This is a genomic window from Neomegalonema sp., from assembly GCF_028688855.1.
In the GTDB taxonomy this organism is placed as follows: Bacteria; Pseudomonadota; Alphaproteobacteria; order Rhodobacterales; family Rhodobacteraceae; genus Neomegalonema.
Map to the genome: position 1 here is coordinate 32,523 of NZ_JAQTXI010000010.1, position 22,161 is coordinate 54,683.

Below are 22,161 nucleotides of genomic sequence, written 5' to 3' on the forward strand. Positions count from 1 at the left end.
TTGGGGGGAGTTGACGGCATGACTCAGGCCTTCAGCCACATGACGCGGGCGCGCGTCCGGACGCTGTTGACCATGGAAGGACTGGCTATTCTCGTCGGGGTGGGGATTCTGGCGACGGTCTTCGTGCCTTCGCCGGGGCGCTCCGTCGCCCTGAGCGAGGCCGTGCTGGCGCCTACGGCGGCGATTCTCGTGCTGATGGTGGCGCTCGGGGTCTATGATCCCGACGCCCGCGCCCGCTACGCCGCCATGCGCGAGCGTCTGGCGGTGGCCAGCCTGCTGGGCGGCGCGGCGGCTTATCTGGCGCTCTATCTGCTGAGTCCGCTGTGGATCTCGCCGCTCTACGCTCTGGCGGCGGCTTCGGTGGCCTATGGCGCGGCGGCGGGGACGCGTTTCCTCGTGATGCGCAGCCGGACTCTGGCGCGGTTGCAGCGGCGGCTGATCCTGGTCGGCGATTCCGGGGGCTTCGCGCGCTTCGACGCCATGCCCGGCGACAAGCGCGACGCCCTGCGTCTGACGCTGGAGCAGGCCGCCGAGCCGGGCCGCCTCGCCGCCGCGATCGCGGAGCTGGACGCGGGCGAGATCGTGGTGGCGGTCTCGACCCGCGAGACGCCCTTGCCCGTCGAGACCCTGCTCGACGCGCGCATGGCAGGTCTGCGGGTGATCGACCTCGCCGCCTTCCACGAGCGCGAGACGGGGCGGGTGGATCTGGCCAATCTCTATCCGCAGCGCTTCGTCTTCATGGAGACCAGCGCCCACACCCAGATCGGGCGTCTGCTCAAGCGGGCGGGGGATCTGGTGGTGAGCGGTCTGGCGCTGATCCTGCTTTCGCCCTTGCTGGCGGGGGCGGCTCTGGCGGTGCGTCGGGACAGCCCGGGCCCGGCGCTCTATCGTCAGACGCGGGTGGGCCTGCGCGGCGAGCCCTTCGAGATCGTGAAGTTCCGCTCCATGCGGATCGACGCCGAAGCCTCGGGACAGCCGCAATGGGCGGGCGAGTCGGATCCGCGCGTCACGAAGGTGGGCGCCTTCCTGCGCCGCACCCGCATCGACGAGCTGCCGCAGCTCTGGAACGTGCTCAAGGGCGAGATGAGCCTCGTGGGGCCGCGCCCCGAACGCCCCTATTTCGTCGGCAAGCTGGCGGAGACCATCCCCCATTACGCCGAACGTCATCGCGTCAAGCCTGGCCTGACCGGCTGGGCGCAGATCAACTACCGCTACGGCGCCACCGAACACGACGCCCGGGTGAAGCTCGAATACGACCTCTATTACATGAAGAACGCCAGCTTCGCCCTGGACGTCTACATCCTCATGAAGACGGCCCGCGTGGTGCTCTGGCCCGACGGCGTGAGGTGAGCCGGAGCGCAATCCGAAAACTGGGAGCCGGTTTTCGGATGAATTGCGCGACCAGCCAGATCAGAAGAAGACTTCGCTCCTGAAGGCCGGGCGGACGCTGTCCTTCCACTCCGTCCTGTAGAGCCGGATCAGACGACCCGCCGCCGTCTCGCGGCGCTCCAGCATCTCGCGGAGCGGCGCGAGATAGGCCGCCTCGCTGACGCCCGCCCCAAACTCGGCTGTGCGGGCGTCCAGACCCGCCTCGGCGAAGGCGAAGACCTCATCCGCCACGCTCCAGAGATCGCGGCCGCCGATCTGCGCCGCCATGCCCTGAGTCGGGACCGCCGCGCGCAGAGCCAGCACCTCGGCGTGGGTCCAGTCTTTCACCAGGTCGCAAGCGGCGTCGAGGGCGGCGGCGTCATAGAGCAGCCCCGTCCAGAGCGCCGGAAGCGCGAGGGTGTGGGCCGCGTCGCCCACGTCGGCGCCGCGCATCTCGATGAACTTCTTGAGCCGCACGTCCGGGAAGAGCGTCGTCAGATGATCCGCCCAATCCGAGAGGGTCGGGCGCTCGCCGGGCAGGGCGGGCAGGCGGCCCGCGAGGAAATCGCGGAAGGATTGCCCCAGAGCGTCGATGTAGCGGCCCTCGCGATAGACGAAATACATCGGCGTATCGAGGGCGTAGTCCACCCAGGCCTCGAAGCTCGCGCCGGAGCCCTCGAAGGCGAAGGCGGGGATTCCCGTGCGGGCCGGATCGGTGTCGGCCCAGATGGCGCCGCGCCAGGATTCATAGCCGTTGAGCTTGCCTTCGGTGAAGGGCGAGTTGGCGAACCAGGCCGTCGCCAGAGGCTGCAGGGCGAAGCCCACCCGCAGCTTGCGGGCCATGTCGGATTCGCTGTCGAAGTCGAGGTTCACCTGAACCGTGCAGCTGCGGAACATCATGTCGAGCCCCGAGCCGCCCACGGTCGGCATGTGGCGGGTCATCAGGCCGTAGCGGCCCTTCGGCATGACGGGAGTCCCGGCGCGGGTCCAGAGCGGCGAAGCGCCCAGAGTGAGGAAATTCAGCCCCATCGGCCCGGCGACCGCCCGGACCTCCTCAAGGTGGTTCTCAAGCTCGGTGCGGGCCTCGTGCAGGCTGCGCAGAGGGGCGCCGGAGAGCTCGAGCTGTCCGCCCGGCTCAAGGCTGACGTTCTCGGCCCCGCGCTTGAGCCCCACCAGAATCTCGCCCTCGTAGAGCCCCTCCCAGCCGAAGCGGGATTTCAGCCCCTCCAGCAGGGCGCGGATTCCCGCCTCGCCCTCATAGGGGACGGGGCTCAGATCGGCCTGACGAAAGCCGATCTTTTCATGCTCCGTCCCGATGCGCCATGCGGAGCGGGGTTTGCAGCCGGCTTCGAGATAAGCCGCCAATTGCGCGCGGCTGTCGATCAAGCCGCCGCCTTGCTGAGGAATGGACATGAAGAACCCCGCGAAGCCCGCCCCCGGCGGAGGCGCGGATCTTGTCTTATTCGCCTTCGCCGGACTCGGGCAAGCCCCTGAGCGGATCAACCGAAAGAAGGAGGGCGACGCGATTCAGGAGCCCAGAACCCCCTTGGTGGAGGGCACGGAATCGGCTTTGCGGGGGTCCGTCTCCAGCGCGACGCGCAAAGCCCGCGCCACCGCCTTGAACACGCTCTCGGCGATGTGATGGGCGTTGGCCCCGTAAAGCGTCTCGACATGCAGCGTGATCCCGCCGTTCATCGCGAAGGCGGTGAAGAATTCGCGCACCAGCTCGACGTCGAAGGTTCCGATCTTGTCGCGGGGGAACTCCACCTTCCAGACGAGGAAGGGACGCCGCGACAGATCCAGAGCCGCCCGCGTCAGGGCCTCGTCCATGGGCAGATAGCAGGAGCCGTAACGGTTGATCCCTCTGGAATCCCCGACGGCCTTGTTCAGAGCTTGTCCCAGGGCGATTCCCACATCCTCGACGGTGTGGTGGTCGTCGATATGGAGGTCTCCCTCGGCCCGCACCGTGATGTCGATCAGGCTGTGGCGCGCGAGCTGCTCCAGCATGTGGTCGAAGAAGCCCACGCCGGTCTTCACGTCGTAACGGCCCGTTCCGTCCAGCTCGACCGAGACGGAGACGCGGGTTTCGGTGGTCGCGCGTTCGACGCTGGCGCTGCGCATGAAGGCTTCTCCGTCAGGAAAGGGGTCCGTCGCGCAGAAACTCCAGGGCGCCGCCCTTCGTCAAGCCCGCCGTCTCTCCTCAAGGAAGCGCAAGGCCGCCACCAGCGCGAAAGTCAGCAGCAGCAGCAGGAACCAGCTGCCGAACTTGCTCAGCGACACCATGCGCCAGACCTGCGTCTGATGCGGATAGAGCCAGATCCCCGCCGCCGTGGCGAAGTTCTCCGCCAGCCAGACCAGCCCCGCCGCCGCCGTGAAGGGCAGGAGGAAGGGAATGCGTCGGCGTCCATGGCCCCAGTCCAGAGTCAGGATCGTCCGGCCGAAGATGAGGAGCGTCAGCAGGAAGAGCGCCATCCGGATATCCGGGAGGAAGTGATGGGCGAAGAAGTTCAGATAGGCCGCCGCCCCGAGGCCCCAGATCGCCCGGAGCGGCGGCGCCCGCTCCAGACGCCAGTCCGCCAGACGCCAGAACCGCGCCAGATAGCTTCCCACCGCCGCATACATGAAGCCCGTGAAGAGCGGCGCGCCCCAGAGCGAAAACATCCCGCGATCCGGATAGAGCCATGAGCCTTGCGAGACCTTGAAGATCTCCATGGCCGTCCCCGCGAGGTGGAAGGCGAGGATGGTCAGAGCCTCGCCCCGGGTCTCCCAGCCGCCGAGGATCAGCCCGAGCTGAAGCCCGAAAGCCGCCAGAAACAGCCAGTCGAGACGGGTCAGCGGGCCTTCCGGCGTGGGAATCGCCACGGAAAGCCCGATCAGGACCAGCAGGAGGATTCCGAAAGCCGCCGCCCGGATCTGCAAGGCCAGAAAGGCCCGCCAGCCGAAGCCGGAGGCCGCCTTCGACGCTTCAGCGGCCTTCATAGGCCGGCTTGCGCTTTTCGAGGAAGGCCATGACGCCCTCGGCGAAGTCGCGGCTGCGGCCCGCCTCGGTCTGAAGCTCGGATTCGCGGGTCAGCTGCGCCGCGAGCGACTCCTCCCAGCCCGCGCGCAGAGCCTGCTTCGCCAGCTTGTAGGAGAGCGTCGGGCCCGCCGCCAGACGCTGCGCCAGAGCCATGGCCTCGTCGTTCAGCCTGTCGTCGTCGAAGGCCTTCCAGACGAGGCCCCAGTCCTCGGCCTTCTCGCCGGTCAGGGGCTCGGTGGTGAGCGTCAGGCCCATGGCCCGCTGAAGCCCCACCAGACGCGGCAGAAGATAGGTCAGCCCGGCGTCGGGGATCAGGCCGATGCGCGCGAAAGCGATCACGAATTGCGAGGACTTCCCGCAGATCGTCAGATCGGCCATCAGCGCCAGACCCGCGCCCGCGCCCGCCGCCACGCCGTTCACCGCCGCGATGGTCGGCACGGGACATTCCGCGATGGCCCGCAGCATGGGCACGTATTCCTCGCGCAGGGTGCGGCCGATGTCCGGCATGCCCTGACGCTGCGCCTCGCCGAGATCCTGTCCGGAGCAGAAGCTCCGCCCCTCGCCGGTGAGCACCACCGCCCGCGCGCCCTCCTTGGGAGCCTGGACGAAGGCGCGGGTCAGTTCGCGGCGCATCCGTCCGTTGAGGCTGTTCAGGGTGTCGGCGCGGTCCAGCGAGACGATGGCGACGTCGCCCGCCCGCGCATACCGGATCGCCTCGTAACGCTCGCTCATGGCGCTTCCTCCCTCGGAATTTCTTGTGCGGCGTCCTGAATACCAGAGGCCGCGCCCGCCGGAAACGGCGCCCTGAGGTCAGGGGGGAGGCCCCTCCCGGCGGCTTCTCCGTCGAAGGTCGCAGGGGCTGCGGCTCACAGCCGCTTGAGCCCGGCTTGCGCATGGAGCTGAGGGGCTTATGCTTCGCCTCAGCCACGTCCCGAGCCGCCGGAGCGTTTTCCTGCGAAGCCGAAACGGCTTCGCGTCGTGAAAATGCGACCACATGAAAACCTGGAGCGTCCGAGCGGTCCGGCGTGACCGCAAGACGCTCCAAGCGCCGAGGAGAGCCGCCTTGATCGCCGAACTGGGCCATTTCGCCTTGATCCTCGCCTTCGCTCTGGCGATCGCCCAGACGCTCCTTCCGCTCTGGGGCGCGCAGAAAGGCCATGGCGGCGCCATGGCGGCGGCGGCGCCTCTGGCCGTGACGGGATTCCTGCTCACGGCGCTGGCCTTCGCCGCCCTGACCCGGGCCTTCCTGACCTCGGATTTCTCGGTGGCCCTGGTGGCCGCCAATTCCCACAGCGCCAAGCCCTGGCTCTACAAATGGTCGGGCGTCTGGGGGAATCACGAAGGCTCGCTGCTGCTCTGGCTGCTGATCCTGACGCTCTATGGCGCTCTGGCGGCGGTCTTCGGCCGCAACCTCCCGGCGACGCTCAAGGCGCGGGTGCTCGGGATTCAGGGCCTGATCGGGGTGGGCTTCGGGGCCTTCATCCTCTTCACGTCGAATCCCTTCCTGCGGCTGGCCGACCCGCCGCTGGACGGACGCGACCTCAATCCCCTGCTGCAAGACCCCGGCCTGGCCTTCCATCCGCCCTTTCTCTATCTGGGCTATGTGGGCTTCTCGATGGCCTTCAGCTTCGCGGTGGCGGCGCTGATCGAGGGGCGCATCGATTCGGCCTGGGCCCGCTGGATGCGGCCATGGGCTCTGGCGGCCTGGATCTTCCTGACGCTCGGGATCGCGCTCGGCAGCTACTGGGCCTATTACGAACTGGGCTGGGGCGGCTGGTGGTTCTGGGATCCGGTGGAGAACGCCAGCTTCATGCCCTGGCTGATCGGCGGCGCGCTGATCCATTCCGCCGTGGTGGTCGAGAAGCGCGGCGAGCTCAAGGCCTGGACGACGCTTCTGGCGATCCTCGCCTTTTCGCTGTCTCTGGTGGGCGCCTTCATCGTGCGTTCGGGAATCATCACCTCGGTCCACGCCTTCGCCAGCGATCCGACGCGCGGCGTCTTCATCCTCGGGATGCTGGCGGCGGCCACCGGCGGAGCCCTCGCGCTCTACGCCTGGAGGGCGCCGCTGCTGGTCTCGGACGGCGTCTTCAAGCCGGTCTCGCGCGAGGGCGCCCTGGTCTTCAACAATCTCTTCCTCTCGGTGGCGACGGCGGCGGTCTTCATCGGCACGCTCTGGCCTCTGGCTCTGGAGCTGATGACCGGCGAAGTGATCTCGGTCGGCGAGCCCTTCTTCGACAGCGCCTTCGGCGCGGCCATGCTGCCCCTGCTGATCGGCCTGCCTTTCGGGGCGATGCTGCCCTGGAAGCGCGCGGATCTCGGCCAGGCGCTGACCAAGCTCTGGTGGGTGGGGGCGGGGGCCCTGCTGGTCGCGGCGGCGGTCGCGCTTCTTCAGGGGGGCGGACGGGGCCTCGGCGCGCCTCTCGGCCTGGCTCTGGCCTTCTGGGTGGGCGGGGGCGCGGTCGCCGATCTCGGCGAGCGGGCGAAGGTCGGCAAGGTCTCCGCCGGGGAGTCGCTGCGGCGTCTGGCCAATCTGCCGCGTTCGGCCTGGGGGGCGGCTCTGGCGCATCTCGGGGTGGGTCTGACGCTCTTCGGGATCATGGCCGTCTCGGCCTGGGAGGTGGAGACCATCCGCGCGGCCCGTCCCGGCGACAGCTTCCAGGTGGGCGCCTACGAGATGCGCTTCGAGGGCGTGGACCGCGAGCGCGGCCCCAACTACCTCGCCGAGATCGGCGAATTCACGGTGCTGAAGGACGGACGGATCATCGACGTGCTGCGTCCCGAGAAGCGCATCTATCCGGTGCAGGGCTCTCCGACGACCGAGGCGGCGATCCGGGCGCGTCTGGGCGGCGACGTCTACGTCGTGCTCGGCGACCGCCAGCCCGACGGCGCCGCATGGGCGGTGCGGGCCTACGAGAAGCCCTGGGTCAACTGGATCTGGATCGGGGCTCTGGTGATGGCTCTGGGCGGGACGCTCAGTCTGGCCGACCGGCGGCTGAGGGTCGGAGCTCCGGCTCCGAAGAAGGCCCGCGCTCCGGCGGCCGCTCCTCCGGCGATGCAGGCCGCCGAATGAAGGGGGGATCGCGCGCTCTGGTTCTGGCGCTGACGCTCGCTCTGGCGGCTCCGGCCTTCGCGGTGCAGCCCGACGAGATGCTCGACGACCCCGCGCTGGAGGCCCGCGCCCGCGCGCTCTCCAGAGACGTCCGCTGCCTCGTCTGCCGCAACGAGAACATCGACGATTCCAACGCGCCCCTCGCGCGGGATCTGCGGATCCTGCTCCGCGAGCGCCTGACCGCGGGCGACAGCGACGCCGAGGTCAAGGAGTTCCTCGTCTCGCGCTACGGGGAGTTCGTGCTCCTGAGGCCGCGCTTCAGCGCCCATACGGCGATGCTCTGGTTCGGGCCTCTGGGGGTTCTGGGCCTGGGGATCCTGCTGGCGCGGGGAATCATGCGCCGCCGGGCCGGAGCCCTCGCGCCGGAGCCCGAAGCTCCGTTGACGGAGGAAGATCGGGAGCGGCTGCGCGAACTGCTCGGCGAGGAGGGCGGAAAGGGCTCGTGAAAACCGGCCCGAAGCGCCCTGCGCGCCCTGGGAAAACCTGAATCCGGGAAGATCTTGTTAAGCATTATGGCGTTTCATGGCCTGGGCGGAGCGAGCGGGGCGGGCGCATGCGGCGAGGTTCATCAACGCAGGAGACGGCGTCTCCGGATCCATGCGGACCGCGGCGAGGCCTCCGGGCCGGCGCTCTGGGGATCGGTCTGATCCTCCTGGCGGCTCCGGGCGGGTCGGCCGCCGCGCAAACTCCTGCTTCTGCGGCTTCCGAGCTCGTCTGGTGCCATGACGCGCCGCGCGATCTCGTCCAGCCCCTCTCCCGCGCCGACTGCAAGGGCGTCGTCCTCTCCGACGCGGCGGGCCTCGCCCTCGACGAGGAGATCCGTCAGCGCCGCCTCGACAGGATGCGCGCCGCCCTCGCCCGCGAGGAGGCCGCTCAGGCGGCGGGGCTCGCCTTCGCCAGCGCCGGAGCGGGCTTCCTCATCAACGAATCCGGCGACGTGCTGACTTCGGCGCATGTGGTCATGGGCTGCGACGCCCTCGGAGCCCGTCCGGCGGGGCTGGATCTGACGCCCTTCCATGTGCTCGCCATGGATGCCGAGCGCGATCTCGCCATCGGCCGCCTGGATTCTCCGCCGCCCGGCGCCTCGCCCGTGCGCTTCGCGCCCCGCAACGCCCCCGACGGAGATCCGGCGGCGCTCTTCGGCTTTCCCCACGAGGGGATGATCCCTCTGAGGGCGCGTCTGACTCCGGTGCATCTGGATCACTCGGTGGCCCATCCCGAGCGCGACGGCGCCACGGGTCTGCGCGGCGACGTGCGGCGCGGCCATTCCGGCGGCCCCGTCATGGACAGTCAGGGCCGCGTGACGGGCCTGCTCAAGGCCAAGGTGGATTCCGTCGAGGCCTGGCGGCGCAGCGGAAGGCTGCTCAAGGAGATGGGCGTGATGCTGGCCCGCGACGAGCTGCTGGCCTTCCTCAACCGCGCGCAGGCGCCCTACCACGTCGCCCCCGAGGAAGGGCCCGAACTCACCGGCGAAGAGCTCTACGCCCTCGCGACGCCCTCCCTCGCCCGCATCGACTGCTTCAAGCGCCGCATCCAGCCCGCCCGCTCGCCGCGCATCCTGGAAGGCCCGCAGGACCCGCAGGAGGAGGCGCCCGCCGTCGATCAGGAGGCGGTGGTCGAGACGGGCGCGCCGAAGATCCCCTTCGCCTTCGCCGCCCGGCCCGAAGAGCCGCCTCCGCCGCCCGAAGCCCCGGCCTCCGCCGAGGCGCCCGCCGAAGATCCAGCTGAAGATCCCGAAGCCGGAAGCGCGCCGGAGAGGCCCTGATCTCCCTTCCTGCGGCCCTGAAGGCTCATGAGGCGAAGGATTTCCGCCGCTTCGCCGGAGGGGTTCCTCCGCCATGGACGCATTCCCCCTTCCCATGGCGGATAAAACGCGGCATGTAGGGGCCTCACCCGATCAGGACAGGACGTCATGGCCTCAGACCAGCCCAATTCCTATCGCGCCGGCCCCGACGACGAAGGCCGGTTCGGCATTTATGGCGGGCGTTTCGTGGCCGAGACGCTCATGCCGCTGATCCTCGATCTTGAGGCCGCCTGGCAGGCCGCCCGCAAGGATCCCGCCTACGCCGCCGAGATGACCCATCTCTGGCGCCATTACGCGGGGCGTCCCTCGCCGCTCTATTTCGCCGAGCGGCTGACCGAACATTTCGGCGGCGCGAAGATCTACTTCAAGCGCGACGAGCTGAACCACACCGGATCGCACAAGATCAACAACGTGCTGGGTCAGATCCTGCTCGCGCGGCGCATGGGCAAGACCCGCGTCATCGCCGAGACCGGCGCCGGACAGCATGGCGTGGCCACCGCCACGGCCTGCGCGCGCTTCGGGCTGAAATGCGTGGTCTTCATGGGCGCCGCCGACGTCGAGCGCCAGGCGCCGAACGTCTTCCGCATGAAGCTGCTCGGGGCCGAGGTCCGCCCCGTGACCGCCGGACGCGGCACGCTCAAGGACGCCATGAACGAGGCCCTGCGCGATTGGGTCACCAACGTCGCGGACACCTTCTATTGCATCGGCACGGCGGCGGGTCCGCATCCCTATCCGACCATGGTCCGCGACTTCCAGTCGATCATCGGGCTCGAAACCCGCGAACAGATGCTGGAGCGCGAAGGCCGTCTGCCGGATAGTCTGGTGGCCTGCATCGGCGGGGGCTCCAACGCCATCGGGCTCTTCCATCCCTTCCTCGACGATCCGCGCGTGCGGATCATCGGCGTGGAGGCGGGCGGCAAGGGCCTCGAGGGCTCCGAGCACGCCGCCAGCCTCACGGGCGGACGTCCGGGCGTGCTGCACGGCAACCGCACCTATCTGCTCCAGGACGAAGACGGCCAGATCCTCGAAGGCCATTCGATCTCGGCGGGCCTCGATTATCCGGGCGTCGGGCCGGAGCATTCCTGGCTCCACGACAGGAAGCGCGTGGAATATGTCGCCGTCACCGACAAGGAGGCCCTGGAGGCCTTCCAGCTCTGCAGCCTCAAGGAGGGGATCATTCCCGCCTTCGAGCCCGCCCACGCCCTCGCGCATGTGGCGAAGATCGCGCCTTCCCTGCCGAAGGATCATCTGCTCGTCATGAATCTCTGCGGGCGCGGAGACAAGGACGTCTTCGCCGCCGCCAAGCATCTGGGTTGGGAGATGGGCCAATGAGCCGCATTCAGGCGCGTTTCGAGGCCCTCGCCGCCGAGGGCCGGGCGGGCTTCGTCAGCTTCGTCATGGCCGGAGATCCCGATTACGACACCTCTCTGGCGCTGATCAAGGCGCTGCCGGGCGCGGGCGTGGACGTCCTCGAGGTCGGCATGCCCTTCACCGATCCCATGGCCGACGGCCCCACCATCCAGGCGGCGGGACTCCGGGCGCTCAAGGGCGGCCAGACCCTCGCCAAGACTCTGGAGATGGTCCGGGCCCTGCGCGCCGAGAACGCCGAAACGCCCGTGGTGCTGATGGGCTATTACAATCCCGTCTACAGCTATGGCGTGGCGCGCTTCCTCGAAGACGCGAAGGCGGCGGGCGTGGATGGTCTGATCGTGGTGGATCTGCCGCCCGAAGAGGACGCCGAGCTCTGCCTCCCCGCCCGCGCGGCGGGTCTGGACTTCATCCGGCTGGCGACCCCCACCACCGATGAAAAGCGCCTGCCCAGGGTGGCGGCCAATACTTCGGGCTTCATCTATTACGTCTCCATCGCGGGCGTGACCGGCGCCGCCGTCCCCAAACCCGCCGAGGTGCGCGCCGCCGTGAAGCGTCTGCGCGAGGGCGTGGGCCTGCCGGTGGCCGTGGGCTTCGGCGTGCGCACCCCCGAGACCGCCGCCGCCCTCGCCAAACACGCCGACGCCGTGGTGGTGGGTTCGGCCATCGTCTCGGCCATCGAGGCGAATCTGACGCTCAAGGGGACGCCTCGCGCGGGCTTCCTCAAGAAGGTGACCGCCGTGGCGGCCTCGCTCGCCGAGGCCGTGCGCAAGGCCCGGGCGGCCTGAGGGGATGGGCTTCGTTCCGGCGGAGTCGACGCAGGTCGTCGCGACCAACTTCAAGCGGCGGCTTTCGGGCGTCACCGCCACCATCGAGCGGGTGGTCCCGGCGCAAAGGGCGCTCGGCGTGGGAGTCGCGACTCTCGGGCCGGGGCTCTCCGAGGCCGCGCCGCGCCTTCGCTTCCGGGATCTTCTGAAATTCTGGAGGGCGCCCGAGGGGCGTCCTTTCCGCATCTGGCACGCCCGACGCAACGTCGAGATGCTGGCGGGGCTGATTCTGCGCGATCTGCTGCGGATGAAACTGCGCTGCGTCTTCACCAGCGCCTCGCAGCGCCAGCATAGCCGCTGGACGAAATTCCTGATCCGCCGCATGGAGTCCGTGATCGCCACCTCGGACCGCACGGCGGCCTATCTCGAAGTCCCCGCGACGGTCGTCCAGCACGGCATAGACCTCTCCGCCTACGCCCCGGCGGAGGATCGCGCCCTCTTGCGGGCGAGCCTCGGGCTGCCGCCGGATCTGAAGATGGTCGGCTGTTTCGGGCGCATCCGCCGCCAGAAGGGGACGGATCTCTTCGTCGAGGCCCTGATCCGGCTTCTGCCGGAGCGTCCGGGCTGGATGGGGGTGGTCTATGGCCGCGCCACGGCGGAGCATCGGGCTTTCGAGGCCGAGCTTGAAGCGCGCGTCAGGGCGGCGGGGCTCGCGGAGCGCATCCGCTTCGCCGGAGAGCGCCCCAGTCCCGAGATGCCCGCGCCCTACGCCGCTTCGGATCTTTACGTGGCGCCTCAGCGCCATGAGGGCTTCGGCGTCACGCCGCTCGAAGCCATGGGCGCGGGGACGGCGGTGGTCGCGACCATGGCGGGCGCCTTCCCGGAGCTGGTGGTCGAGGGCGAGACGGGTTCGCTCGTTCCCGTGGACGACCTCGAGGCCCTGACCGCCGCCATGGCGCGCTGGATGGACGACGACCAGGCCCGCGAAGCGGCGGGCCGGGCGGGTCGGGCGCGGGCTCTGGCGCGCTTCGACATCTCCGTCGAGGCGGCGGCGCTCAACGCCGTCTATGAGCGGGTCTGGGCGCGGGGCTGAGGCTTCGCCGGAGGGGGCGCTCCCATCCTTCAGCTGGCCGCGTTTCCGCGCAGCCGGGGAAAGCTTCAGCGTCCCGCGCGCAGCACGACCCTTTCGCGGCCGTTCCAGAGCGTCACCGAGGAGGGCGGACCTGCGGTCATGCCCTCGATGCGCCATCCGGCCACGGTCGCGCCGACGCCGCCTTCCACGATGTTGTTGTCCGGCAGGCGGATCAGGGCGGCGCTGCGTCCGCCCTCGCGGGGGAAGACCGCCGCCAGAGCCAGAGAGGCCGGATGAATCGAAGGCCCCGAGGGCGGCGGACCCGAAGCCGCAGGCGCCGAGGGCGCCGGAGTCGGGACCGGAGGCGGCGCGGTCGGAGCCGGAGTCTGGACCGGCGTCGCGGCCGCGACGGCGGTCGGCGGCGTCTGCGCGACGGGGGTCGTGGGCGGCGGCGTCCGGATCGCAGGGGCGGGCGTCGCCGTGGCGGAGGAGCCCGAAGGCTGGGCGGTCGTCGGGCCGAGATTGACCCTCAGCGTCGCGTTGGGCGAGGTCGCGGGCGGCGGCGTGGCGGTCGCGGGCGGAGAGAGCGCCGAAGTCTCGATCACGGCGCCGCCGCTGTCCGGGGCCGGAGCGGCGAGGGCGTCCGGGGGGCCTGCGGCGCCGGTCAGCGGCCGCGCGGTCGGCTCGCGCAGCGGCGCGAGGGTGAAGCCCGGATCAGGGCTCGCCACCGGATGCAGCGCCAGAGAAGCCGCCGTGCCATAGCTCTCGCGCCGCTGGTTGAACAGCGGACGCCGCGCGGCGATCTCCATGAGGGCGTGATCCACGCTCGGGGCGTAGAAGCGCCGCGAGGGCGGCGCGCGCAGGCCGCTCAGAGGATCCTGAGGCCGCCCGGCGGGTTCGCCGGGGTCCGCCAGGGCAGGCGCCTTGATCGCGAACCAGACCCCTCCGAACGCCGCGAGCGCGAGCGCCGCCGTGACCGCCAGCCAGGTTTCCCGCTTCATCGCGCCGCCGTCTCCTCTAGGCTCATGCGCTGCACTTCGCCCTCGATGGTCAGGGCCAGCACGGGCGGACGGCCGTTCGGGCGGCTCTCCACCACCGCCCCGAACTTGTCGAGGAAGAGGAAGGGCGGCTCCGATTCCAGAGCCGTGAGGAAAGCCGAAAGACGCGACTCGGGCAAGGCGCCCTTCGCGAAGAAGCGCACCTTCTCGATGCGCTGGCCCTGTTTGGCCACCTCGATCAGCCCGCCTTCGTCCCAGCGGCCTTCGGCGGCGGTGATCAGGCTGCGGATGCGCCTTATGGCGCTGTCGGCGGCGAGCTGGGCGGTGTCCTCCGGCGAGAAGCCCGAACGCGGATCGCGCACATGGCGGCGCCATTCGCCTTCCTCCAGGCCGAGGCGTCGTCCGGCCTCGTCGAGGCTGCGGGCCTCCTGGGTCTCGGCGCGGCGGGCGAGGATCTCCTCGCCCTGGGCGCTCCAGGCCCGCCAGAGCGGCGCCGCCGCCAGACCCGCCAGGATCAGACCCAGCGTCGCGGCCAGCCCGAGGGCGGCGAAGCGGCTGGCCAGAGTTCCGCGCTTGAAGCTCATCGTCCGCTCCATTTCACGGCGGCTTCGAGGGTGAATTGCGTCACTCCCGCCGTCGAGGTCGAATTGGAGCGCACGAAGCGCGCTCCCTCGAAATAGGGCGAGGCGTCGACGGCCTCCAGCATGCCGCGGGTGTCGGAGGCGCGGCCCTCCATCTGGATCCTGCTGTTCTCGATCCAGAGCTTGTCGAGATGCGCCGCCGGAGGCAGCGCCGCCGCCGCCGCCGCCGCCAGGGTCGAGATCTCGGGCGAGGTGCGCCGCTGGCTGGAGGGCTGCAGCGCCTCGGCGGAAAGCCGCTCCAGGGCGTCGGCCCTTCCGGCGAGGGCGCCCTCGTCGCGGGCGCTGGCGATGGAGGCGGCGTTGGTCTGCTCGACCAGCGCCGAGCGCGCCGCGAGCGCCCGCGCCGCGCCGAAGGCGCCTCCGGCCACGGCGATCACGGCGAAGACCGCCGCCGCCCGCCTCAGGGGCTTGAGCGCCGGATCGGGGGATTCGTCGCGCAGGAAGACGGGCCGGGCGTCGGTCTCGCGCCAGTGGGAGGGCCCGGAGACCCGCGCGGCGCGGAAGCCCCAGCGTTCGGCGTATTCGGCGGCCTCGCGGACGGTCTTCTCGGGGGCGACGGCCACTTCCGAATAGACGTCGTCGGGAGTCTTGCGCGGCGCGGGCGCCAGATCGAAGGCCAGAAGCTGGCCCGACTGCTGCGCCAGACGCTCGACCCTCAGCAGGGCGGCGGCGCGCAGGGCGGCGATCTCGCGGGGTTCGAAGCGCTCCTCGCTGAGGAAGGTCTGATCCTGCGGCAGGACCACGTCCACCGAGGCGGGCGCGCCCACCCTGCGCTCCGCGGCTTCGCGCAGGGCGTCGAGCTGCTCGGACCAGTCGAGCGCGCCGATGCGGGCGCTGGCGATGGCCGCCCCGCCCGAGCTCTCGACCAGATGCACCTCTTCGGCCCCGAGCACCAGGGCCAGGGGGGGATCGGCGCCTCTGCCGCGCCAGATGTCGGACAGTTCCCCTGTCCACCATCTCCAGAATCTCGTCAACGCCGTCATTGGGCGGCCTCGTCGCTCGACATCATCCGGAACACGACGCCTGCGCGTCGGCGGGATCGGGCGCGCCTCTGCGCCCTGGGGCCGCGCCGGATTCCCCGTGAGGTTCCGGCGTCGGCCGCATCCGTTTCTTCATCCGGGATCGGAGAACGGCCGCGGTCGCCTTCCGGAGTCCGCCGCAGTTTTTCAACCCTGGTTTACACAGCATTATAAAACCCTTCCTCAAGCCTGTCCCGCGTGAAATCTTCCGATTCGGGGCTCTTTTGGCGCGAGGGGCCCGGACTCGGGACGGACTCGGGGCGGCGCGGCCTCCGGAGGGGAGATGCCGGGCTTCGAGTCGCCGGAAAGGGGAGAATTCATCCTCAAGCTGATCAAAAACGCCTTTACGTTGAGCAAGCCTTAGGAAAAACAGAGAACAATCCAGGGCGGAGCAGTTTGTTTGGAGGCGCGTCATGCCCCCCCCTTTGACGACCGCGCCGCATTCCTCCCCCTTTCTGGAGGAGCCCGTCGAAAAAGCCGCCCTTGAGGGCGCGGAGGACGGGTCGTCGGCGCCGGACCAATCGCAGCCCCCGCAAGGCCCTTACGAGGCCTATGTGGCGGCCATGTCGTACATCGAGCGTCTGCATCGTCTGATGCTGGACGTGATCAAGGATGAATTCGAACGCCTGGGCCAGGAGGGCCTCAACAGCGTGCAGGCGATGCTGCTGTTCAACATCGCGGGCCACGAGCTGACCGCAGGCGAACTCAAGTCGCGCGGCTATTACCAGGGGTCCAACGTCTCCTACAACCTCAAGAAGCTGGTTGAAGGCGGCTACATCCACCATGAACGCAGCGAGGTGGACCGGCGCGCGGTGCGCATCCGCCTGACCGAAAAGGGCGAGGCGCTGAGGCGTCGGGTGGCCGGGCTCTATGAAACTCATGTCGCGGCCTTCTCTCCGGAGGAGGGCGCGCTGAACGCCGAGAGCCTCGCGCGCATGACCGCCGTGATGCGCGACCTCGAACGCTTCTGGGGCGAGCGGATCCGCTACATCTACTGAAGCCGCCCTCCGGCGCGCGCCCTCCGGAAGCCGGAGGGCGCGTCGGGCCCGATCAAGTCCGGAAGGCCGGTCAGCGGCCGAAGCGGAAGAAATCGTCGCGGCGGCGGTCGTCGCGGTTGCGGCCTCCGCCGTCCTGCGCGGCGAAATCGGAGCAGGCGCGGCGCGCGTCCCGACCCCGGACCTCGCCCGCGCAGAGCCTGCGCCAGCCCTCGCGCCAGCCGTCCTGATAGGCGACGAAGGCCCCGCGCGGATCGGGGCTGCGGGCGCCGCAGACCTGAGCCTCGCGCTCGCAGGGCCAGGGGCGGCCGTTCAGACCATCCTGGAAGCCGCGCTCCGCGAAGACGACGGCGGGCGGGCGTCCGCCGAAGCCGGGCCTGAAGTCCGGCCCCGAATTCGCGACGGTCGCCTGACAGCCCGCCAGACCGAAAGAGGCGAAGACGAGGGCGAGGACGGTTCTGGTCGGGGTCATGGAATCCTCCCTGGAAGGTTCTGGCCGACGCGGCCGCGAGGCGCGTGCGGAAAGCGGGAACGAAAGACGCGGAAGATGGAAGGAGCGCCGTGGGAGCGCCTCACCAGAACCAGCCGGGACCGAAGCCGTCGATGCGGTCGAGGCGCGAGCGCAGCCGCCGGATCTCGTAGCCCCAGCGGGCGCGCTCCTCGTCGGTGCCGGCGGCGGAATAGGCCATTTCGGCCCGGCGCAGATCGTCGCGCGCCTCCTGATGGCGGCGGCGGACATAGGCCTCGTCCTCTCCGGCGCGATAGCCCGCGAGGAACTCCGCTTCGGCGGGCCCCGAGCAGACCCGCGCATAGGGGCGCTCCGACAGACCCTCGCGATAGCCGACCTCGGCGACGCAATAGAGCCTCAGGCCCTCCGCGCGTCCGGCCGACCAGGCGGGGGCGTCCGGGAGGATCCCCGCCCTGGCGCAGGCTTCGGCGTGGGCGTTCAGGCGGCTCTCGGAGGCGCCTGCGGAGCCGTCCCGGAATCCCTGCTCGCTCCAGTCGACGACGCGGCATTCCTCCGGCGAGAGCGTGGCGCAGGCCGTCAGCAGCCAGGGCGCCAGCAGCAGCGCGGCCAGCCCGCCGCTCCGGGAGCGCGCGCTCACCACCAGTCGCTCCGCCAGCCCCAGCCCACGCCCCAGCCCATGCGGGGGCCGCGTCCGCCCCAGCCGTAGCCGAAGCTCGGGGCGTAGACCACCGTCGGACGGCGGAAGTCGAGGCCGCGCTCGTATTCGCGCAGGAAGACTTCGGCCGGTCCCGCCGGGCAGACGCCGAAATATTCGCGTCCCGAGCGGCCGAGCCGATAGCCGTTCTCCGCCGTGCAATAGCTCATGAGCCCCTGGGCCCGGCCCTGAGCCCAGGCCTCCTGCGGCAGGCCCGGACAGGCCGCGACATGGCGGGCCAACTCGGTGGAGGGCGCGCCTGCGGCGCCGTCGTCATGGCCGACGCCCCGCCAGTCGATGGCTGCGCACTGGGCCTGGCTCAGGGGTCGGGCGGGCGGCAGCGAGGCGCAGCCCGCCAGAAGCGCGCCGCCCAGGCAGGCCGCCGCCAGCCCGAGACCTCGCGGATTCGCACGATTCGCTGTTGTCATCGAGCGCTCGACCTCCGAATCATCGCCTGCTTTCCCGATCCTCTCTCCATCATGCCCTCATATGTGGCGAGATCAGGACGAAAATCCGTCGGGTCCCTCTCCTCCCTTCACGTTTGGGGTTCTCCGCCCCGTCGCCTCCTCCCGCGATCATGCGGCGGGCGCTCCGTGACGGCCCCGTGATCTCCGCTTCCTTGACGTCCTCCGCCCGAGCGCCCAAATCGGTGGACGCGATCCGGCGATCCCGAATCTCCCGAGGCGGAGCCTGACCTTATGGTCCGGCTCCATCGGCCACGCCGCCCCCTCTCCGAGCCCTCCGGTCGCGTTGCGCCGGGCGGCCCGGGGGCCTATAAGCGGCTTGGCGTCTCCGCGGGGAGGCGCGAACCCATCGCAAGAGCGAGACATCCCGCGCGCGGATCCGCGAGGCCAGGCCTCCGCCGCGCGCCTGAGCGAAGGAGCGTTCATGCCCTGGAGCAATGATTCGGGCGGCCCCTGGGGGAAAAAAGGCGGTCAGGGCGACCGCGGGCGCGGCCCGTGGGGCTCCGGGCCTTCGGGCGGCGGCTCCGGCGGAGGCGGCGGCGGATCGGGCGGCGGAGGAGACCGCGACCCCCAGAAGGAGGTCGAGGAGCTGTTCCGTCGCGGCCGCGAGCGCATGCGCTCGGCTCTGGGCGGCGGGGGCGGCTCCGGCGGCGGATCGGGCGGCGGGGGCGGTTCGCCCTTCTCCGGCGGCGATCTGACGGCGGGCGGGCTCCTGCTGGGCGGACTTGCGGCGCTGGGCGTCTGGCTCTTCCTCTCGATCTACACCGTGGACGCGGGCGAAGAGGCCGTGGTCCTGCGCTTCGGCCAGTTCCACGCGACCGCCACCCCCGGTCTGAACATGCGCATCTGGCCCATCGACACGGTGGAGAAGGTGCGCGTCACCGAGGTGCGTCAGATCAACATCGGCGGCGAGACCTCGGGCCCGGCGAGCTTCCGCAATCCGCGCGTCTCGGCGGACGACGGCGAGAATCTCATGCTCACCGGCGACGAGAACATCATCGACCTGCATTTCAAGGTGCAATGGCGCATCGGCGACGCGCCGAAATACCTCTTCAGCCTGCGCGATCCCGAAACCACCGTGAAGGCCGTGGCCGAAAGCGCCATGCGCGAGGTGGTCGGGCGCAACAACGCCGAATTCGTCCGCACGACGGGCCGTCAGCTGGTGATGCAGGAGGTCCGCGACGTCATCCAGACCACCCTCGACAGCTACGACTCCGGCATCCTCATCGCCGACGACATCCAGCTGGAGAAGGCCGATCCGCCCGCCGCCGTCATCGAGGCCTTCCGCGACGTCCAGGCCGCGCAGCAGGATCAGGTGACCGCCCAGAACCAGGCCGAAGCCTATCGCAACCAGAAGCTCGCCGGAGCGCGCGGCCAGTCGGCGCAGGTCGCGCAGGAGGCCGAGGGCTACCGGGCCCAGGTCGTGGCCGAAGCCCAGGGCGAGGCCTCGCGCTTCGGCGCGATCTATCTGGAATATCGCGATTCTCCCGCCATCGTGCGCACGCGGATGTATCTCGAGTCCATGGAGCGCGCGCTCTCGGGCGCGCCGAAGGTCATCCTCGACCAGAACGGCGTCGGCGGGGCGGTGCCCTTCCTGCCGCTGAACCAGATGACTCCGTCGAGGGAGGGACGCTGAGATGGCGACCATGATTTCGCAACGCGCCCTGCGCTTCGGCCTGATCGGCGCGGCCGTGGCGGCCGCCGTGATCTACTTCTGCACCTACACCGTCGACGAGCGCGAACAGGCGCTGGTGCTGGCCTTCGGCGAGCCCCGCGAGGTGGTCAAGGACCCGGGGCTGCATTTCAAGCTGCCGCCGCCCTTCAACAACGTGCTCTATTTCGAGGACCGCATCCTGCGGCTGGAGACGCCTTCGCGCGAAGTGATCTCGCGCGACCAGCGTCGCCTCGTGGTGGATTCCTTCGCGCTCTGGCGGATCACCGATCCGCTGAAGTTCTATCAGTCGGTGCGGGCGATCCCCACCGCCGAACAGCGCATCTCGGCCAATCTCAACACGGCGCTGCTGCGGGTGCTCTCGGGCCAGAACTTCGCGGCCCTGCTCACCGCCGACCGCGCCACCACCATGAACCAGATCCGCAATGAGGCGCGCGACTCCAGCGCGGCCTTCGGCGTGGACATCATCGACGTGCGCATCCGCCGCGCCGATCTGCCGGACGCCAACCTCGTCGCCACCTACAACCGCATGAACACCGAGCGTCAGCGCGAGGCGGCCGACTTCCGCGCCAAGGGTCAGGAGGCGGCGCAGATCACCCGCGCCGAAGCCGACCGTCAGGCTCTGGAGCTGGTCTCCAACGCCCGCCGCGACGCCGAATACATCCGGGGCGAGGCCGACGCCGCCCGCAACGGCATCCTCGCGGAGGCCTTCGGCGGCGACCCCGAGTTCTACGGCTTCTATCGCCACATGCTGGCCTACGAGCGCGTCTTCGGCGAGGGCTCGGGCGGGACCTCGGCGGTGCTGAGCCCCGAGAGCAATCCCTTCCTGCGCTATTTCCAGGACATGGCCGGAGGCTCGGACCCGATCGCGGATCTGCCGCCCCTGCCCGAGATCCCCGGCGGCTACGTCCCGCCGAGCTTCCCGCGCGCCCCGGCCATCGAGGCGCCGGTGATCGAAGCGCCGGGCCTGCTCCCGGCCCCGACGGGCGAAGGATCTGGCTTCAACGGCTCGCTGCTGGAGCTCGCGCCGCCCGCTCCCTCCGCGCCGGGCCTGGAGCCCGCGCCGGAGCTGGGGGCGGCTCCCGAAGCCGGGACGCCCGAGCCCGCTCCGCTGGACGGCGGGTCCGCCCCGCAGGAGAGCGGGGAGGAGGCGGCGCCCGCGCCGCTCTGAACCTGACCGTCGCAACCGCGAGAGGCGCCTCATGACGCAGATTCCGATCCGCAAGCCGCGTCCGGCGGCCATTCTGGCGGCGGTTCTTCTGGCGCTCTCCGGCTCGGGAGGCCTCGCTCCGGCGAGCGCCCGGCCCGCCGGAGCGCCCGAAAGCTTCGCCGATCTGGCGGGCGCCCACTCCGCCGCCGTGGTGAACATCTCCACGCGGCAGACCATCGAGCGCTCGGCCTTCGACCGGGCGCCGGACTTTCCGCCGGGCAGCCCCTTCGAGGAGTTCTTCAAGGATTTCTTCGGCGACGGAGACCGCCCGAGCACGGCGCAATCCCTGGGCTCGGGCTTCGTGATCGACGCGGCGGGCTACATCGTCACCAACAATCACGTCATCGAGGGCGCGGACGAGGTGACGGTGAATTTCCCCAACGGCGATTCGGCGGAAGCCGAGATCGTCGGCCGCGACCCCAAGACCGACCTCGCGCTGCTCAAGCTGGTCGAGGCGCCCGTCGATCCCCTGACGACGGTGGATTTCGGCGATTCCGACACCCTGCGCGTCGGGGACTGGGTGATGGCCATCGGCAATCCCTTCGGTCTGGGCGGTTCGGTTTCGGCGGGCATCGTCTCGGCGCGGGGGCGCTCCATCGACGTGGGGCCCTATGACGACTTCATCCAGACGGACGCGGCCATCAACCGCGGCAATTCGGGCGGCCCGCTGTTCAATCTGCGGGGCGAGGTGATCGGCGTGAACACCGCCATCTATTCGCCGACCGGCGGATGGGTGGGCATCGGCTTCGCGACGCCCTCGAACATCGCCGCCGAAGTGGTCGAGCAGCTGCGCGAACATGGCGTCACGCGGCGCGGCTGGATCGGCGTGCGCACGAGCAACCTCGGGCCGGAGAAGGCCCGCGAGCTGGGTTTCTCGCGGCCGCGCGGGGCTCTGGTCTCGGCCGTGACCGAGGAGGCGCCCGCCTCCAGAGCCGGGCTGCTCGAAGGCGACGTGATCCTGAAGTTCGACGGCCATGAAGTGGCCGATTCCCGCGCCCTGACGCGCATCGTGGCGGGGGCGCGGATCGACGCGCCCGTCGAGGTGCGGGTGAATCGCGCGGGCGAGGAGGTCGCGCTCGAGGTGACCGTGGGCCTGCTGGAGGAGGAGACGCCGGAGATCCGCCGTCGCCGCGTCGAGGCCGCCGAGGAGGGCGAGGCCGCCGCGAGCCTCTCGCGCATGACGCTGGGCATGGCCCTGGAGGCGCTGACCGCCGAGAACCGCGCCGCGCGGGATCTGCCGGAGGATCTGGAGGGCGCCCTCGTGACGGACGTGGCCTCGACCGGCCCGGCGGCGCAGAAGGGAATCCGCATCGGCGACGTGGTGGTGGAGGCCGCCCGCGAGCCCGTGACGTCGCCTGAAGACCTCGTGGCGCGGGTCCAGGCCCAGCGCGACGAGGGCCGCACCTCCATGCTGCTGCTCGTCCGCCGGGCGGGAGACCTGCGCTTCGTCTCGCTGCGGCTGAACGAAGAGACGCCCTGAAGTCTGCGGGCT

At 70.3% G+C, this 22,161-nt stretch carries 21 protein-coding genes; 11 read left to right on the forward strand and 10 right to left on the reverse strand.

The genetic code is table 11. From position 1 onward, the window contains the following. The first annotated feature begins 18 nt into the window (after positions 1-18). Positions 19-1,350, forward strand: a complete 1,332-nt coding sequence (locus tag PHN62_RS09210) for a TIGR03013 family XrtA/PEP-CTERM system glycosyltransferase (protein WP_300149392.1) — start codon at positions 19-21, stop codon at positions 1,348-1,350. Between the two features lie 60 nt (positions 1,351-1,410). Here the strand turns inward: PHN62_RS09210 and PHN62_RS09215 are convergent, their stop codons facing one another. The 4 genes from PHN62_RS09215 to PHN62_RS09230 all read right to left on the reverse strand — a co-directional run bounded on the left by PHN62_RS09215 (position 1,411) and on the right by PHN62_RS09230 (position 5,119). Continuing rightward, on the reverse strand, positions 1,411-2,781 hold the full coding sequence (locus PHN62_RS09215) for a glutamate--cysteine ligase (RefSeq protein WP_300149395.1): 1,371 nt from the start codon (positions 2,779-2,781) through the stop codon (positions 1,411-1,413). 114 nt (positions 2,782-2,895) lie between these two features. Further along, positions 2,896-3,489, reverse strand: coding sequence for an imidazoleglycerol-phosphate dehydratase HisB (hisB, locus tag PHN62_RS09220; RefSeq protein WP_300149398.1), 594 nt, complete (start codon positions 3,487-3,489; stop codon positions 2,896-2,898). Between the two features lie 60 nt (positions 3,490-3,549). Then, complete coding sequence (locus PHN62_RS09225; RefSeq protein WP_300149401.1) at positions 3,550-4,347, reverse strand: DUF817 family protein; 798 nt, start codon at positions 4,345-4,347, stop codon at positions 3,550-3,552. Then, a complete protein-coding gene (locus tag PHN62_RS09230) occupies positions 4,334-5,119 on the reverse strand; it encodes an enoyl-CoA hydratase-related protein (protein WP_300149404.1) in 786 nt (261 codons plus the stop codon). The genes PHN62_RS09225 and PHN62_RS09230 overlap by 14 nt, the downstream gene beginning before the upstream one ends. A gap of 331 nt (positions 5,120-5,450) precedes the next feature. Between PHN62_RS09230 and PHN62_RS09235 the strand changes: the two genes are divergently transcribed. From PHN62_RS09235 to PHN62_RS09260, 6 genes are all read left to right on the forward strand, one after another. Beyond that, a complete protein-coding gene (locus tag PHN62_RS09235; protein ID WP_300149406.1) occupies positions 5,451-7,457 on the forward strand; it encodes a heme lyase CcmF/NrfE family subunit in 2,007 nt (668 codons plus the stop codon). Beyond that, positions 7,454-7,942 carry a cytochrome c-type biogenesis protein gene (locus PHN62_RS09240; RefSeq protein WP_300149408.1) on the forward strand — a complete coding sequence of 163 codons (489 nt, stop codon included), beginning with the start codon at positions 7,454-7,456 and terminating at the stop codon, positions 7,940-7,942. The genes PHN62_RS09235 and PHN62_RS09240 overlap by 4 nt, the downstream gene beginning before the upstream one ends. Before the next feature lie 107 nt (positions 7,943-8,049). Continuing rightward, a complete protein-coding gene (locus PHN62_RS09245; RefSeq protein WP_300149411.1) occupies positions 8,050-9,261 on the forward strand; it encodes a serine protease in 1,212 nt (403 codons plus the stop codon). Positions 9,262-9,408: 147 nt separating this feature from the next. After that, positions 9,409-10,632: a tryptophan synthase subunit beta gene (gene trpB / locus PHN62_RS09250; RefSeq protein WP_300149413.1), complete on the forward strand. Its 1,224-nt coding sequence runs from the start codon at positions 9,409-9,411 to the stop codon at positions 10,630-10,632. After that, positions 10,629-11,456, forward strand: coding sequence for a tryptophan synthase subunit alpha (trpA, locus tag PHN62_RS09255; RefSeq protein WP_300149416.1), 828 nt, complete (start codon positions 10,629-10,631; stop codon positions 11,454-11,456). The genes trpB and trpA overlap by 4 nt, the downstream gene beginning before the upstream one ends. 4 nt (positions 11,457-11,460) lie before the next feature. Continuing rightward, the gene (locus PHN62_RS09260) at positions 11,461-12,528 is read left to right on the forward strand and encodes a glycosyltransferase family 4 protein (protein ID WP_300149419.1); all 1,068 of its coding nucleotides are present in this window, start codon (positions 11,461-11,463) and stop codon (positions 12,526-12,528) included. A gap of 65 nt (positions 12,529-12,593) precedes the next feature. Here the strand turns inward: PHN62_RS09260 and PHN62_RS09265 are convergent, their stop codons facing one another. Genes PHN62_RS09265 through PHN62_RS09275 form a run of 3 tightly spaced genes read right to left on the reverse strand, consistent with a single transcriptional unit; the run spans position 12,594 to position 15,129 of the window. Then, entirely contained in the window at positions 12,594-13,508 is a 915-nt protein-coding gene (locus PHN62_RS09265; protein ID WP_300149422.1) for a hypothetical protein, read from the reverse strand. Beyond that, entirely contained in the window at positions 13,505-14,089 is a 585-nt protein-coding gene (locus PHN62_RS09270) for a GspMb/PilO family protein (RefSeq protein ID WP_300149425.1), read from the reverse strand. Before PHN62_RS09270 ends, PHN62_RS09265 begins: the two co-directional genes overlap by 4 nt. Continuing rightward, complete coding sequence (locus PHN62_RS09275) at positions 14,086-15,129, reverse strand: PilN domain-containing protein (RefSeq protein ID WP_300149428.1); 1,044 nt, start codon at positions 15,127-15,129, stop codon at positions 14,086-14,088. The genes PHN62_RS09270 and PHN62_RS09275 overlap by 4 nt, the downstream gene beginning before the upstream one ends. Before the next feature lie 449 nt (positions 15,130-15,578). On the opposite strand from PHN62_RS09275, the gene PHN62_RS09280 reads away from it, so the two are divergent. Further along, on the forward strand, positions 15,579-16,163 hold the full coding sequence (locus PHN62_RS09280; protein WP_300149431.1) for a MarR family winged helix-turn-helix transcriptional regulator: 585 nt from the start codon (positions 15,579-15,581) through the stop codon (positions 16,161-16,163). A 70-nt stretch (positions 16,164-16,233) separates the two neighbouring features. Here PHN62_RS09280 and PHN62_RS09285 read toward each other — a convergent pair whose 3' ends face one another. From PHN62_RS09285 to PHN62_RS09295, 3 genes are all read right to left on the reverse strand, one after another. Beyond that, positions 16,234-16,632 (reverse strand): hypothetical protein, encoded by a 399-nt coding sequence (locus tag PHN62_RS09285; RefSeq protein ID WP_300149433.1) that lies wholly within the window; start codon positions 16,630-16,632, stop codon positions 16,234-16,236. A 100-nt stretch (positions 16,633-16,732) separates the two neighbouring features. After that, entirely contained in the window at positions 16,733-17,266 is a 534-nt protein-coding gene (locus PHN62_RS09290; RefSeq protein ID WP_300149436.1) for a DUF2799 domain-containing protein, read from the reverse strand. Further along, the gene (locus tag PHN62_RS09295) at positions 17,263-17,751 is read right to left on the reverse strand and encodes a DUF2799 domain-containing protein (protein ID WP_300149439.1); all 489 of its coding nucleotides are present in this window, start codon (positions 17,749-17,751) and stop codon (positions 17,263-17,265) included. The genes PHN62_RS09290 and PHN62_RS09295 overlap by 4 nt, the downstream gene beginning before the upstream one ends. Positions 17,752-18,211: 460 nt before the next feature. Between PHN62_RS09295 and hflK the strand changes: the two genes are divergently transcribed. The 3 genes from hflK to PHN62_RS09310 are packed head-to-tail and all read left to right on the forward strand — an operon-like array spanning position 18,212 to position 22,149. Beyond that, positions 18,212-19,423 carry an FtsH protease activity modulator HflK gene (gene hflK, locus PHN62_RS09300; RefSeq protein ID WP_300149442.1) on the forward strand — a complete coding sequence of 404 codons (1,212 nt, stop codon included), beginning with the start codon at positions 18,212-18,214 and terminating at the stop codon, positions 19,421-19,423. A gap of 1 nt (position 19,424) precedes the next feature. After that, on the forward strand, positions 19,425-20,630 hold the full coding sequence (locus PHN62_RS09305) for an SPFH domain-containing protein (RefSeq protein WP_300149445.1): 1,206 nt from the start codon (positions 19,425-19,427) through the stop codon (positions 20,628-20,630). A 31-nt stretch (positions 20,631-20,661) separates the two neighbouring features. Further along, entirely contained in the window at positions 20,662-22,149 is a 1,488-nt protein-coding gene (locus PHN62_RS09310) for a Do family serine endopeptidase (RefSeq protein WP_300149449.1), read from the forward strand. Positions 22,150-22,161: the final 12 nt, after the last annotated feature.

Excerpts from the sequence above, each read along its gene's own strand:
- PHN62_RS09285 (WP_300149433.1), bottom strand. The coding sequence starts at position 16,632 with ATGACCCCGACCAGAACCGTCCTCGCCCTCGTCTTCGCCTCTTTCGGT.
- PHN62_RS09265 (WP_300149422.1), bottom strand. The coding sequence starts at position 13,508 with ATGAAGCGGGAAACCTGGCTGGCGGTCACGGCGGCGCTCGCGCTCGCG.
- PHN62_RS09225 (WP_300149401.1), bottom strand. The coding sequence starts at position 4,347 with ATGAAGGCCGCTGAAGCGTCGAAGGCGGCCTCCGGCTTCGGCTGGCGG.
- PHN62_RS09215 (WP_300149395.1), bottom strand. The coding sequence starts at position 2,781 with ATGTCCATTCCTCAGCAAGGCGGCGGCTTGATCGACAGCCGCGCGCAA.
- PHN62_RS09280 (WP_300149431.1), top strand. The coding sequence starts at position 15,579 with ATGCCCCCCCCTTTGACGACCGCGCCGCATTCCTCCCCCTTTCTGGAG.
- PHN62_RS09260 (WP_300149419.1), top strand. The coding sequence starts at position 11,461 with ATGGGCTTCGTTCCGGCGGAGTCGACGCAGGTCGTCGCGACCAACTTC.
- PHN62_RS09230 (WP_300149404.1), bottom strand. The coding sequence starts at position 5,119 with ATGAGCGAGCGTTACGAGGCGATCCGGTATGCGCGGGCGGGCGACGTC.
- PHN62_RS09210 (WP_300149392.1), top strand. The coding sequence starts at position 19 with ATGACTCAGGCCTTCAGCCACATGACGCGGGCGCGCGTCCGGACGCTG.
- PHN62_RS09305 (WP_300149445.1), top strand. The coding sequence starts at position 19,425 with ATGGCGACCATGATTTCGCAACGCGCCCTGCGCTTCGGCCTGATCGGC.
- hisB (WP_300149398.1), bottom strand. The coding sequence starts at position 3,489 with ATGCGCAGCGCCAGCGTCGAACGCGCGACCACCGAAACCCGCGTCTCC.
- hflK (WP_300149442.1), top strand. The coding sequence starts at position 18,212 with ATGCCCTGGAGCAATGATTCGGGCGGCCCCTGGGGGAAAAAAGGCGGT.
- PHN62_RS09240 (WP_300149408.1), top strand. The coding sequence starts at position 7,454 with ATGAAGGGGGGATCGCGCGCTCTGGTTCTGGCGCTGACGCTCGCTCTG.
- PHN62_RS09245 (WP_300149411.1), top strand. The coding sequence starts at position 8,050 with ATGCGGCGAGGTTCATCAACGCAGGAGACGGCGTCTCCGGATCCATGC.
- trpA (WP_300149416.1), top strand. The coding sequence starts at position 10,629 with ATGAGCCGCATTCAGGCGCGTTTCGAGGCCCTCGCCGCCGAGGGCCGG.
- PHN62_RS09310 (WP_300149449.1), top strand. The coding sequence starts at position 20,662 with ATGACGCAGATTCCGATCCGCAAGCCGCGTCCGGCGGCCATTCTGGCG.
- trpB (WP_300149413.1), top strand. The coding sequence starts at position 9,409 with ATGGCCTCAGACCAGCCCAATTCCTATCGCGCCGGCCCCGACGACGAA.
- PHN62_RS09295 (WP_300149439.1), bottom strand. The coding sequence starts at position 17,751 with ATGACAACAGCGAATCGTGCGAATCCGCGAGGTCTCGGGCTGGCGGCG.
- PHN62_RS09270 (WP_300149425.1), bottom strand. The coding sequence starts at position 14,089 with ATGAGCTTCAAGCGCGGAACTCTGGCCAGCCGCTTCGCCGCCCTCGGG.
- PHN62_RS09275 (WP_300149428.1), bottom strand. The coding sequence starts at position 15,129 with ATGACGGCGTTGACGAGATTCTGGAGATGGTGGACAGGGGAACTGTCC.